Raw genomic sequence first — 12,732 nt, 5'->3', positions numbered from 1 at the left:
TTGCGATTTGGAGGGTTAGAATGGGGTTGAATGAGGAAATTGCAATTTAAAATAAGGGTTTTTGAGGTGAAGGTGAGGATGTGAGAGGGTTTTGTGATTTGAAAATTGAGATTTGGAGGGGCGTTTTGGTGTGGTGGAGGTTGTGAAGGTTTGAAAATGTGGGTTGAGGGGTGTGGATGGGAGGCGGGAGCGCTAGTGGTCGAGGGTGTGTTGGGCGAGAGTGATTGACGATTGCTGAGCAATCGATTTTGGAAGTTGGATGAAGTGGAGAGGTGAGGGGGAGTTGGGGCGTTTGCGGTGAGATGAATAACCGACGTGAATTTTTGGGGGCTTCGGCTGCGGCGCTGGGAGCGGGGCTTTTTCCGCATGTGGCGAGGGCGGAGACGGGACCGAGGCTGAAGTTTGCGGTGATGGGGATCAACCATGAGCACATCTTCCGCATGGTGCAGGCGGTGCGGGACGGGGGCGGGGAACTGGCGATGATTTATGATCCGGATCCGGACCCGACGCATGGGGCGAAGTTTTTGAAGGAGAATGCGCAGGTGCCGAGAGCGCGGGAGGAGCGGGAGGTTTTTGAGAACAAGGGCATCTCGCTGGTGGTGAGTGATGCGATGCCGGCGAAACGGGCGCAGCTTTGCATTCGTGCCATGCGCGCGGGCAAGGATGTGCTGGCGGACAAGGGTGGGTTTTTGAATCTGGAAGATCTGGCGGAGGCGCGGCGCGTGCAGGCGGAGACGAAGAGGATCTACGCGATCTCTTATAATGAGCGGCTGCTGCTGCCGGTGAGTTTGAAGATCGATGAGCTGCTGGCTGCGGGGGAGATCGGGCGGGTATTCCAGATGTGGGGCTCAGGGCCGCATGGCCTGTACGGGCATGGGCCGCGCGAGCCGTGGTTCTGGCAGCGTGCGGCGCGTGGGGGGATTCTGGCGGATGTGGGCACGCATCAGGCGGACCAGTTCATCCACTATGTGGGCGCGGAGGAGGCGCGAGTGATGCAGGCGGAGGCGTCGAACAAGGAGACGCCGGATCATCCGGAGTTCGAGGATTACGGTCGTGTGTGGTTTCAGAGCAAGGGCGGCACAGGGGACGCGACGCTGCGGTTTACGAAGGAGAAGACAGCGGGCTTTGAGCTGCACCTGCATGGCACGGAGGGGCGCATGGAGGTGGTGAAGCATGCGGGGAAGATCACGGTGATCCGGCGCGATGGGGCGAAGCGTGAGTATGTGGTGCCGCAGAAGACCTGCCCGTGGGGACGTCAGATTGTGGATGATGTGCTGAACCGGACGGAGACGGCGAATCCGCAGGCTCACACGTTTCTGGCGAGTGAGCTGGCGGTGAGGGCGCAGATGATGGCGGTGAGGGGGAAGGGGAAGGTGTCGAACAGGGAGTGAGGGGGGATTGAGAAGCTGTGCGGACTTCGGACTTCTGGGTATCCGAAAAGAGGAAAATATGTCCATACCCGGATGGACATTTATGACCAGTAGGTTAGACATCAACGTCCATATCTCTTGGACGTACGCGTCCATCTAAGAATAGCCAGCCAATCGTAATAGCCACTTACAGTAAAGCCGTACAGCGAAAAGCAGCCGACGTTTTTTTAGAAAATTGCCACCGCGTGAAATGCAACGGAGTTTGCCAACATGAAATCGAGTGAAAGCAGCCAAGAAAAGTTCAGCTTTGAAAAGCGGTGGGCGAAGGAATTGAAGTCAGGCGGTTTTGTTCCTGTCAGCGCCTTCTTCCTCGAAAATTATCATCGCCTTCAGCCTTATGACCTGACCTATGGAGAAGCTATGTTCATAGTGCATATCATGCAGCATAAATGGGACGAAAAGGCACCTTTTCCAGGCTATAAAACAATTTCCAAGCGCATGCATGTGTCCCCTAAATCTGCACGACGCATGGCGGCCAGCCTTGAGAACAAGGGGTATCTCAAGAGGGAGATGAGAATAGGGACGACAAATCTTTTCCATCTCAAAGGACTGATGACGGCACTTGTCGCTCTCAAAAATGTTCAGGAAAAATCAAAGCCCGAAAAGGAGGATCAATAATCATGGCTTGGTTTCTATTCATGGATGAGACGGGACACGATCACAAGCAAATGCCTTATGAGGTCCGTGGAGGATTTGCTCTTCATGACGAGGCATTGTGGCCGCTGGTGAAAGATGCGCATGCCCTTGAGCTGGAGTGCTTCGGTGCTCGGTTGGAGGATTATAAGTCCGAAATTAAAGGCGAAAAACTTCTGAAAAGGGAGCGCTTCAAGCATGCTGCTCAAATGGAGGAGATAGCAGATACAGAGCGGCAGCAGCTTTGCCGCGCGTTGTTGCAGGGAGGGCTGGAAAAGCGTTCACCAACCAGAGCTCAATTGACGGCATATGGTCAGGCATCGCTAAAAATGGCTGAAGGCATCTTTAACCTATTGGAGAGGCACAAAGCTCGCATTTTTGCTACTGCTGTCCCCCGAGGCGCTGCAGCGCCGCCTTCATCCGTTGATCCCAAGATGGAGGTCATTTTGCGCAAAGATCACACATTTCTGCTGGAACGATTCTTTTACTTTTTGGAGAAGGAGCGTCAGATGGGAATTCTGGTAATGGATGAAGTCGAAAAGACCGAAGATCGGCGCTTTGTTTCCAAGCTGCATAGCTATTTCACAAAGACCAGCAATGGCCGAGAACGAGCTCGCTGGATCGTGCCTTCGCCCTTCTTCGTTTCATCAGATATGGCTTTGCCAGTGCAAATGGCGGATGTGGTGATCTACAGTTTGAACTGGGGTTTTCGGCATGCTGGGGATGGTATGACCGCACCTGTTAGGCAGGAAATCGCTGATCGATTTGCGCCTCGAATTGAGCGCCTCAAGTGGAAAGGATCTGGCTATGACAGATCTCGCGCATTCCCAAGTTTCGGTATCGTTTGTGTTCCTGATTTATTTACACGACGAGAATAAACAAAGAAGGAGACAATGCTTTTGAAGCCCCCGTTCCAGTGAAGGAAAAGGTTCTTCTTGGCCGAGTCTCCATCTACAATGAACCATGCCAGCAACCTGATTGCCACTTAAATTTGAATTTCTTCCTTTCGACTTAACCGCCATGGGAACCTGTTGGGACGCGGATTTTGAACGGACACCAGACTGAAGAGAAATGCCTGGATTATTGGGCCTGCTCGTTGAGATACTTTTCAATCCAAGTATAACCGTCGGGGCTGGGGGCTGAGGCATCACTGGCGTTGTTGGGATTGAGGGAGTGGGAGGTTTCCCAAGGGTCGGAGAGGCCGTCTTGGTCGGTGTCGATTTCGGTGGAGGTGGTTGTGGGATAGGTGGGGTGGCCGCCGACTTCGTCTTGGGAGGCGATGATTTGGCCGGTGCGGTTTTGGACGTCGGTGATGATGCGGGTGTCGGTGGGGTCGCGTTGGGGGAGAGTGGCACCGGCTTGTGCGAGGACGTGGGGGAGGGCGTCGGTGGCGGATTCGCTTTTGACGGGGGCCATGAGGAAAGGTTTTTCGCTGGCGGTAGAGGAGTCGAATTTGGCGCCGAGCCAGTTGTCTGCGGTGATCTCGGGGGAGGTGTCCATGATGTTGCCGGCGAGGTGGAGGGAGCGGGACAGGGCGACGGATTGGGCGGCGACGAAGTTGAGCGGTTTTTGCACGGTGGAGGGGCCGGGGCGGAGGTAGTTGCCGGTGTAGTTGAGCGCGGTGAAGTTGCCCTGGCCGGAGGTGTGGCCCCAGTTGTAGAGGACGTTGTTGCGGAAGTCGCAGCGGGTGCCGCCGGAGAGGAGGGGATTGCGGCTGCCATTGTGGGCGAGGAGGTTGTGATGCCAGGTGCAGCGCTCGCCGGTGAGGATGGTGGCCATGCTGTGGCGGTTGTAGTTGAGGCCTTCGGCGATGATGGACCACTGGATGGTGTAGCGGTCGCAGGAGCCGGTGACGGAGAGGCCTTCATCGCAACCCCAGTGGGCGGAGCAGTGGTCGATGATGAAGTTTTCGCTGTCGTAGATGCTGATGCAGTCGCCGCCGTCGTCGTAGTGCGAGGGCTGGGGGCCTTTGCCGTTTTGCACGCGGAGGTAGCGGAGGATGACATCGTGCGTGCCATTGACGACGAGGGCATCGGCATGGGTGGAGCTGTCGGTGCGGAGGCAGATACCAGAACCTGGTGCCGTCTGACCGGCGACGGTGACGAAGGGCTCGCGGATGATGAGGGCGGACTTCAATTGGATGACGCCGCCGACGCGGAAGAGGATGGTGCGCGGGCCTTTGGTCTCGAGGGCGGCGCGAAGGCTGCCGGGGCCGGAGTCTTCGAGGGTGGTGACGTAGATGACTTTGCCGCCGCGACCGCCGGGGGTGTAAGCGCCGTAGCCTTCGGCTCCGGGGAAGGCGAGGAGGCCTTTGGGCTCGAAGGGTTTTAATAAGGCAGTTTGTCGGCGCTTCATTTCGTGGAGGCCGGACTGCACGTCGTCTGCGGTGAAGGGGAAGGGATTGGCGGCTTGGCCGGTGGTGTGGGCGGTGCGGGTGCCGGTGGTGGAGATGAGGTGTGGCTGCGTGAGGGTGATGTCGGCTTTGCTGGCGCCGCCTTGGTAGGTAAGGATCCATTCATAGGACTGGCCGGCGAAGTCGGCGCGAATGGGGCTGCCTTCGGGGAGATCGGTGAAGGTGCCGTAGCAGGGTTTGCCGAGGCGGATGAGGGTGATGTCGCCGACGGGTGGTTTTTCGGTGAGGGCAATGTTGAGGTGGCAGGTGCTGCGGCATGCGGAGTCGACGAGGGAGATGGAGACAGGCTGCCACATGACGATGGGGGTGACGCCTTGGGAGTCGATGTCGTAGTCGAAGGAGATGGCGGAGCCTTTGGAATTGGCGTTGCGAACGCCGATCCAGAGGTAGTCGAGCACGGCGATGGGGCGGGCTTTGGAGCCGATGATGTGGAGGCGTGCGGTAGAGTTTTGTCCCCAGCCGAAAGTGAGGTGGCGGGTGAGGAGGCTGCCGCCGCTGATTTCGAGTTCGCCGGCAGGACCGGGTGCGGCGCCGGTGCCAAGATTGGCGGCACCGACGCAGATTTCGAGGGCGCGGAGATCGCCGCCGGTTTGCACGAGCTTGCCGGAGGTGCCGGTGGCTTCGCCGAGGAGGACGAGATTGGAGGCGGTGAACTGGCCGCTGCTCAGCGTGAGAGTGGAGTGAGCCTTGTGATAGGCGCCGATGTTCAAGCGGCTGAGGAGGATGTCGTCAGAGGAAAGGGTGACGTGGGAGTCGCTGCCTTCGATGGAGGCGGTGGATCCGGGGGCTGGGAGAGTGCCGCCCCAGTGGGAGGTGTCTGACCAGGAGGCGGTGCCTTTGGTCCAGAGAGGGGAGGCGGCGGGGGCGTGGAGGGACGTGAGGAGGAAGAGGATGAGGAGGCGGACGTGCATGAGAGGACCGTGGCGTGATGAGAGGGATGCGGGACTGAAAACTGGGAACTGAAAACTGAAAATTTTAAATTGGCCGGAGGCGCTGGATGGGATGAGGGCAGGTGGGGGCAGGCAGAGAAGGATGGTGAGCAGCTATGAACCAACGGATGGCGAGGCGGAGGAATTGCGGAGGGTTGGGAGCTTGAGGGACAGGAAGCAAGGCGGGGAAATGACGTGCGGTTTTGGAGTGGTATTTTGTGGTATCTTTGAACGTGGAATTTTTGCGGGCTGCGTTGATGGAAAGAGGTATGCGAAGTGTTTTGGCGTGACGTCTCTTTCGCAGGCGGGAGCAGGTGGGGTGAAAGGACGTGCTTGACCTGGCGAAAGCGGTGTCGTCGAGGCAGGCTTGCGCCGTGCCTCTAGGCCACCGCACTCCACGACGCTGGCGCGTTTCTTTTGAGGCCCTGTGGCTCCGAGGGCGGTCCGGTGTTCAAAAACACGATGGGTGATTCATCCGAGGCACCACCAGGCGAAAGCTGAGGCGGCGGTGACGAGAAGGAGAAGGCCCAGGCAGCCGAGGGTGTAATTTCGCCAGTCGCGGCGGCCTTCTCGCGCCAAGGGGGATTCGCCGAGGCGGGAGTTTTCGCCCATAGATTCGTCCAGGCTGAGGATGCCGAAGATGATGGTGATGACCGGCTCCGCGATGGCCAGCAGGATTTCAAACAGAGCAGCGAGGATGCCGAGCAGGGCTTCGATCATGGGGCAGCGGAATGGGTGCTCCAAGTGTGGGCGCGGCGGCGGCGGAGTCGATTACAATGAGGAGGGAGGGTTGGAGGGGAGCGGGGTGAGCAACAGACATGAGTGTCTCTCTTATTGCGTGCTTATGCCATGAGCCGTTGAAAACAGGTCTTTTAATCCAACCATGCTTTCACCACAGAGGCACGATGAACACAGAGAACCGGAGTTCAAAGCGGCTTGATCATGGGACGAAGATTAACCGTCATTCCTTACGTTCCCGGAGAATCTGCTCACAGCGTGTGGCATGGGCGATGTGGCTCGGTATTCCGATACCGAGTCGGTACCGTCGCGGTATCGGAATACCGCGCTACATCCCCGCGTGTCTCCACGTTGAGTTACTCGGAAGATTCCAGATCAGACCTACTTTGAACTTTTCGTGGTATTACTTCTTCACGCGGTAGAGATTTCCTTCGGTGCGGATGAGGAGATCGGAGCCGATGATGGCGTAGGAGGCGAGGGAGCGTTCGGCGAGGTCGTTTTGGGCGAGGACTTGGTAGGTCTTGCCGGGTTTGATGACGATGCCGAGGCCTTTTTCGTCCTGAAGGTAGAGCTTGCCATCGGCGGAGAGGATGGAGGCGGAGATGGGGCCGGTGCAGCGTTCGGAGTAATGCACGGTGCCGGTTTTGGCATCGGCACAGGTGAGGATGCCGTTGTCTGCGACGAAGTAGATCTCATCGCCAACGACGACCATGCTGGGATTGTGCGGGGCGGCTTTGTCGATGCGCCAGGCGAGGTTGGTGGCGGTGATGTCGCCTTTGGAGGAGGCGTCCACTTTGATGGCGTAGAGGACGGGTTTGTCGTAGCCACTGGAGAGGTAGATGATGCCGTGGGCGTAAATGGGGCGGGGAACGACGGAGTAGCCCTGGTCATAGTTGAAGTGCCAGATTTCGGTGCCGGTTTTAGGATCGAGGCCGTTCACGACGCCGCTGCCGGGGGTGACGAGCTGCTTCTGGCCGCCGACATCGATGATGAGCGGGGTGCAGAAGGAGAATTTCTTTTTGGCTTCGGACTGGCGGGCGAAGGCCCAGCGCTGTTTGCCGGTGGTTTTGTCGAGCGCGATGACTTTGGGGTCAGTCTCGGCATCGGCGGAGAAGATGAGGAGGTCTTCAAAGAGGACGGGGCTGCTGCCATTGCCGTGGACTGGTGAATACGCGAACTCCTGCGTGGCCCAGATGGTTTTGCCGGTGGCGGCTTCGAGGCAGGCGGTGCCGAGGTGGCCAAAGTGGACGTAGAGCTTGCCGTCTTCAAAGACGGTCGTTGGGCTGGCGTGGCTGTTTTTGCGGTGGGCGCGGGGGGATTTGGCGGTGAAGAGCTCGACATCCCAGACGGGCTTGCCGGTGGCGGCGTCCAAGGCAAGGGCATGCAGAGAGCGGTCCGACTTGGGATCTTCGACTCCTCCGATGGGGAGAGCGGAGGTGAGGAAGATGCGATCACCAATGACGACGGGGGATGACCAGCCGACGCCGGGGACGGGTGCCTTCCAAACGATGTGAGAGGTGGGGCTCCACTCCAGCGGGAGATTCTTGGCAGTAGACTGGCCCTGCGCACCTGCACCGCGGAACTCGGGCCAGTTGACCGAAGCCGGGGCGCTGGCCGTGGGAGCAGCGCTGACGCTGAGGAGAGAGGTGGAGAGAAGGAGGGTGGTGAGGGCGGTGGCGGAGCGCATGGGAAGGGAGAAGGTACGCGTGAAGAGTGGGAGCATTTGCAGTTTTTGCATGACGAAGTGTCGAAGAGTGAGAGCGTACGAAATGTCTGTGAAATCCATTGTGAAACAGGTGCTGGCTCTAGGTGCCGCGGTGCTGCTGCCTCTGGGGTTTACCCAGGAGACCGATCACAACAGCCGGGCAAGAAGAGACCGGTGGGAGTGGGCGGGGCTGCCTTTGACTTCATGGCAGACGAAAGAGAATCCTGAATTCCGCTGGGTGCGGGATGTGCTGAAACTGCCGCCTGATTATTTCGTGCAGGCTTCGGGGGCTTCCATCTTCGGATATACGATTGGGGCGCTGCCTTGCAAAATGCGGGAGACAAAGCTGTTCATGGAACTTTGGGAGAAAGTCTCAGCGGAGGAGAAGCCCGGGGTGCAGATCGAAGCTGTAAGATGCCTGGTGGAGCATGACTGGAGAGCGCGGGAGCAAATCATGGAAGAGGCTGCGAGGCGCTGGCGGAGGGCGTGACGCGGACGGTTCTATCGGTGCTTGAGTGGAAGAAGGGGCAATGAACGGGTTGGCGGGAGGTGCTTTTGAGGGCAGGAGGGCAGGCTCTGGCCGAAGGGCGATTGGAAGCTCTCGAAAGCGGTAGCTTCGATGCAGGCTTGCGCCGTGCATCTGCGCGACCGCACTCCAAAACGCTTCCGCGCCTCCTTACGCTCCCTCCGGAAGCGCGACGTACGGCTCTTCTTTGAGGACGACTTTTTTGGAGCCGCTGAGGAGTTTGATCCATTCGACGAGGCAGCCGAGGAAGATGATGGCGACGGCGGCGAGGAAGAAGGAGGTGACGACAGTGTCCACGGTGAAGTTGAACTGCTGGGCTGCCCAGGTTTTCATCTCGGCGGGGGTGCCGCCTTTGGCGAGTTTGTCTCCGTAGAGCTTGGCGCCGGAGATGAAGCCCATGCGAGCGTCTGGGTCGAAGAGCTTGATGTAGCCGGCGGTGAAGGTGGCGCTCATGAGGAAGATCAGGGGGATCACGGTCACGAGCATGTAGCGGGCCTTGCCCATCTTGATGAGGATGGTGGTGCCGAGGCAGAAGGCGATGACGGCGAGGAGCTGATTGGCGATGCCGAAGAGCGGCCAGAGGGTGTTGATGCCGCCAAGAGGATCTACCACGCCCTGGTAGAGGAAGTAGCCCCAGGCGGCGACGAGGAGGGCGCTGGCGAAGATGTTGGCGGGGAGGCTTCGGGTGTTGCCAAGGGGCTTCCAAATGCCGCCGAGGAAGTCCTGCAGGATGAAACGACCGACACGCGTGCCGGCATCGATGGTGGTCAGGATGAACAGTGCCTCAAACATGATGGCGAAGTGGTACCAGAAAGACATCCAGGCCGGGCCGAAGGCGCGGGAGAACATCTGCGCCATGCCGACGGCGAAGGTGGGAGCGCCGCCGACGCGGCCAAACATGGTCTTTTCGCCGATGTCGGCGGCGAGTTTGTCCATGCCTTCGACGGTGACGGGGAAGCCGGCAGTGGAGATGACTTCAACGACCTGGGCGGGTGCCATGGTTTTGTTGATGCCGGCATTGATGGCGAAGTATTCGCCTGGCAGAAGCGCGCTGGCGGCGACGAGGGCCATGAGGGCAACGAGCATCTCGGTGATCATGGCACCGTAGGCGACGCTGCGGATGTCGCTTTCGTTGTCGAGGAGCTTGGGGGTGGTGCCGGAGGAAATGAGGGCGTGGAAGCCGGAGATGGCACCGCAGGCGATGGTGATGAAGACGAAGGGGAAGACACTGCCGAGGAAGACGAGGCCGCTGCCATCGATGAACTTGGTGAGCTTGGGCATCTGCAGTTCCGGTGCGACCCAGATGACGACCACGGCGAGGACGGCGACGGTGCCGATCTTCATGAAGGTGCTCAAATAGTCGCGCGGGGCGAGGAGCATCCAGACGGGGAGCACGGAAGCGGCGAAACCGTAGATCATGATGGACCAAGCGATGGTCTCGCCTTTGTAGTCGAAGTAGTGCTCGATGCCCCACTGCTTGAGATTGCTGCCGGCCCAGACGCTGACGAGGAGGCCGATGATGCCGAAGATGGTGATGTTGCGCACGCTGACGCCAAAGATGGTGTGACCGAAGCCCATGATGAAGGCGAGCGGGATGGTCATGGCGATGGTGAAGAGGCCCCAGGGGCTCTCTGCGAGAGCCTTCACAACGACGAGGCCGAGCACAGCGAGAAGAATCGTCATGATGGCAAGGACGGAGATCATGGCGACGAGACCGACGACGGGATTGACCTCTTCTTTGAGCATCTGGCCGACGGATTTTCCGCCGCGGCGGATGGAGGCGAACATCACAATCGCATCATGGACGCCGCCGCCGAGGGTGGCTCCGATGAGGATCCAGAGCATGCCGGGGAGGTAGCCGAACTGGGCGGCGAGCACGGGGCCGACGAGAGGGCCGGGGCCGGCGATGGCGGCGAAGTGGTGACCGAAGACGACCCACTTATTGGTGGGGACGAAGTCCTTGCCGTCCTTGTGAGTGACGGAGGGCGGGGCGCGGTGGGCATCCAGCACCAGCACTTTGGTCATGAGCCACTTGCTGTAAAAGCGGTAGGCAACGGCGAAGGAGCAGACCCCGGCCACGATGAGCCACAAGGCATTGATCTTTTCCCCAGTATGGAAGGCGGAGAAGGCGACGGCACCGGCACCGAGGGCGGAGACGGCGATCCAGATGAGGACTTGAAGGGGCTTGGGCATGATGGGGGTGGGTAGTCCAGTTGCGGGGGGAACTGGATTTGGACAGGAATTTGAAAACTAAACGGAATCGGACGGGGATCAGTTGCGGCGCAACTGATCAACTTGCCGGAGCCAGTTGCGGCGCAACTGGACTACTTTTTGGCGGCGTCAGGCTTCGCAGGCTTGGGCGGCGGAGGAGCGACGTAGGGGGGATTGGTCATGGCGCCGGGGGCGGTTTCCTTGAGGTTCGGCGGGACGTCTGCTTTCACGTCGCCGAGGGCCCACTTGACGCCGCCGATGAGGATTTCCTGGAAGGTGGGATTGGTCCAGACGTCTTCGCGGTGGCCCATGGCGGTGTACCAGACGCGGCCGTCGCCTTCTTTTCGTGCCCAGGTGCTGGGATAGGCTGGGCGCTCGTATTCCTTGCCCTCCATGGCGGGGGCGTCGATGACGCTGAGGACGTGGATGTCTGGGCTGAAGTCCTTGAGGGAATACCACTCCTCCATGAAGCCGTAGGTGGGGCTGACTTTTTCGAAGCCGGGGAATTTGGGGTCGGTGACGGTGTTTTTGGCGTCCTGCTGCTTGCCGTGCTTGATGAATTCGGCGCCGAGGAAGTGGACGTAGGCGTCGGCTTTTTCGCCGTGGTTCAGGTAACGCTCTGGGCCTTTCTGCGATTCGTTGTCGGTGTGGAAGGTGTCGCTGGCGGAATGGGTGCCGATGAAGCCTTTGCCGCTCTTCACGTAGTCGAAGAGGGCCTGCTTGCCCTCCTTGCTCATGGGAGGGTTTTTGTCGGTGCCTTCGCTGCAGAGATCTCCGGTGGTGTAGAAGAAGACGGCGTCAAACTGGGCGAGGTATTCCTTGCTGAATTTGGAGCCGTCCTTGGAGAAGGTGAAGTCCCAGCCGTTTATTTCGCCGAGTTCGAGGAGGACTTTTTCGGCATGGCTGGGCTGGCCCTTTTTCCAGGAGATGACGCTGTGCTCGAAGCCGCTGGACTTGGTGAAGAAGAGGATCTTGTGCTTGGGAGCGGGGGCGGAAAAAGCCACGACGCAGGCGGCGACGGCCAGCATCAGAGGGGCGGCAAGTTTTTTGATCATGAGGGGCGGATTCTGGCGAGTTTTTGAAAACAAGGCAAGGCAGTGTTGCACGCCTTGTCATTTCCAACGGGCTGAATACGATGGCACGGATGATGCGCTTGCTTTTTCTTGTCATGTCCCTGTCCCTTTGCGTCCTGCTCTGCCAATGCGGCGGCGGGAGTGCGGGTGCGAGCTGGAACTACAAATACGCGCCGGGCAAGACGGCGGTGATCATCGGGGGGAAGGCGGTGCCGCCGGCCAATGCGCCTGCGGCGGTGCTGCGGGCGATCTCTGCCGGGAACCGGATCTGCACCAAACCGTATCGCCGCGGCGGTGGACATGCCCATTTTGAAGACAGCGCCTATGACTGCTCGGGGACGACCTCGTATGTGCTGCATGGGGCGGGGTTGCTGAATGCGCCATCAGTTTCCGGGGCCTTCCGAAACTTTGGCAGCAGCGGGCATGGCAAATGGATCACGGTCTATGCGCGCAAGGGGCATGTGTTTCTGGAAGTGGCGGGCCTGCGGCTGGACACCGGGTACAGCGATGCGGACAGCGACGGTCCGCGCTGGAGCAGCCGCTCGCGGCCGACGAAGGGATACACGATGCGTCATCCATCCGGCCTATGATCCCCGCTGAAGCCATCGTTTACCGACCGAACGTCGCGGCGATTTTGCAGCGGGAGGACGGCTGCATCTTTGTGGCGGAGCGGATCAACATCAAGAATGCGTGGCAGTTTCCGCAAGGCGGCGTGGATGAAGGGGAGGATGCGGAAACGGCGCTGTTTCGGGAGCTGGAGGAGGAGATCGGGGTGAAGCGTGAGATGCTGCAAATCCTGCAGCGGCGGGATGGCTACCGGTATGCGTTTGCAAAGGGGCGGCTGAAGTACGGCATCTATGGCGGGCAGGAGCAGGCGTACTTTCTGTGCCGGTTCAACGGGGCAGACACGGACTTTAATCTGGACGCGACGCACCGGGAGTTTGCAGGATTCAAGTGGATCAAGCCGACGGAGTTTCAGATGGAGTGGGTGCCGAAGTTTAAGCGGAAGGTGTACCGGCAGGTGATGCTGGATTTCTTTGGGGTGGAACTGGGGTAGGGGTAAAGGGCAGGAGA

Annotated in this window: 11 protein-coding genes; 6 read left to right on the top strand and 5 right to left on the bottom strand. The window is 59.4% G+C overall.

Features of this window, described 5'->3' with window-relative positions:
* Window positions 1-302: 302 nt before the first annotated feature.
* From ACILSO_RS30595 to ACILSO_RS30585, 3 genes are all read left to right on the top strand, one after another.
* Window positions 303-1,391, top strand: coding sequence for a Gfo/Idh/MocA family protein (locus ACILSO_RS30595; protein ID WP_395741302.1), 1,089 nt, complete (start codon window positions 303-305; stop codon window positions 1,389-1,391).
* Between the two features lie 249 nt (window positions 1,392-1,640).
* Entirely contained in the window at window positions 1,641-2,048 is a 408-nt protein-coding gene (locus tag ACILSO_RS30590) for a helix-turn-helix domain-containing protein (protein WP_395741301.1), read from the top strand.
* Between the two features lie 2 nt (window positions 2,049-2,050).
* Window positions 2,051-2,941, top strand: a complete 891-nt coding sequence (locus ACILSO_RS30585) for a DUF3800 domain-containing protein (protein ID WP_395741300.1) — start codon at window positions 2,051-2,053, stop codon at window positions 2,939-2,941.
* Window positions 2,942-3,143: 202 nt separating this feature from the next.
* Here the strand turns inward: ACILSO_RS30585 and ACILSO_RS30580 are convergent, their stop codons facing one another.
* From ACILSO_RS30580 to ACILSO_RS30570, 3 genes are all read right to left on the bottom strand, one after another.
* Window positions 3,144-5,387, bottom strand: coding sequence for a polysaccharide lyase family 1 protein (locus ACILSO_RS30580; RefSeq protein ID WP_395741299.1), 2,244 nt, complete (start codon window positions 5,385-5,387; stop codon window positions 3,144-3,146).
* A gap of 489 nt (window positions 5,388-5,876) precedes the next feature.
* Complete coding sequence (locus ACILSO_RS30575; protein WP_395741298.1) at window positions 5,877-6,125, bottom strand: hypothetical protein; 249 nt, start codon at window positions 6,123-6,125, stop codon at window positions 5,877-5,879.
* A gap of 421 nt (window positions 6,126-6,546) precedes the next feature.
* The gene (locus tag ACILSO_RS30570; protein ID WP_395741297.1) at window positions 6,547-7,830 is read right to left on the bottom strand and encodes a PQQ-binding-like beta-propeller repeat protein; all 1,284 of its coding nucleotides are present in this window, start codon (window positions 7,828-7,830) and stop codon (window positions 6,547-6,549) included.
* 82 nt (window positions 7,831-7,912) lie between these two features.
* Here ACILSO_RS30570 and ACILSO_RS30565 point away from each other — a divergent pair, with 82 nt between their 5' ends.
* Window positions 7,913-8,338: a hypothetical protein gene (locus ACILSO_RS30565; RefSeq protein ID WP_395741296.1), complete on the top strand. Its 426-nt coding sequence runs from the start codon at window positions 7,913-7,915 to the stop codon at window positions 8,336-8,338.
* A 186-nt stretch (window positions 8,339-8,524) separates the two neighbouring features.
* On the opposite strand, the gene ACILSO_RS30560 is transcribed toward ACILSO_RS30565, so the two are convergent.
* Both ACILSO_RS30560 and ACILSO_RS30555 read right to left on the bottom strand, forming a co-directional pair.
* Window positions 8,525-10,567: a carbon starvation CstA family protein gene (locus ACILSO_RS30560; RefSeq protein ID WP_395741295.1), complete on the bottom strand. Its 2,043-nt coding sequence runs from the start codon at window positions 10,565-10,567 to the stop codon at window positions 8,525-8,527.
* Between the two features lie 131 nt (window positions 10,568-10,698).
* A complete protein-coding gene (locus ACILSO_RS30555) occupies window positions 10,699-11,640 on the bottom strand; it encodes a ThuA domain-containing protein (protein WP_395741294.1) in 942 nt (313 codons plus the stop codon).
* A gap of 113 nt (window positions 11,641-11,753) precedes the next feature.
* Here ACILSO_RS30555 and ACILSO_RS30550 point away from each other — a divergent pair, with 113 nt between their 5' ends.
* Together ACILSO_RS30550 and ACILSO_RS30545 are read left to right on the top strand one after the other, a co-directional pair.
* Window positions 11,754-12,248, top strand: a complete 495-nt coding sequence (locus ACILSO_RS30550) for a peptidoglycan endopeptidase (protein ID WP_395741293.1) — start codon at window positions 11,754-11,756, stop codon at window positions 12,246-12,248.
* Window positions 12,245-12,715, top strand: a complete 471-nt coding sequence (locus tag ACILSO_RS30545) for an RNA pyrophosphohydrolase (protein ID WP_395741292.1) — start codon at window positions 12,245-12,247, stop codon at window positions 12,713-12,715. The genes ACILSO_RS30550 and ACILSO_RS30545 overlap by 4 nt, the downstream gene beginning before the upstream one ends.
* Window positions 12,716-12,732: the final 17 nt, after the last annotated feature.

Source organism: Prosthecobacter sp., assembly GCF_044226605.1.
GTDB lineage: Bacteria > Verrucomicrobiota > Verrucomicrobiia > Verrucomicrobiales > Verrucomicrobiaceae > Prosthecobacter.
Note: the sequence above shows the minus strand (reverse complement) of the source record. Positions and strands in the feature narration are given on the sequence as shown.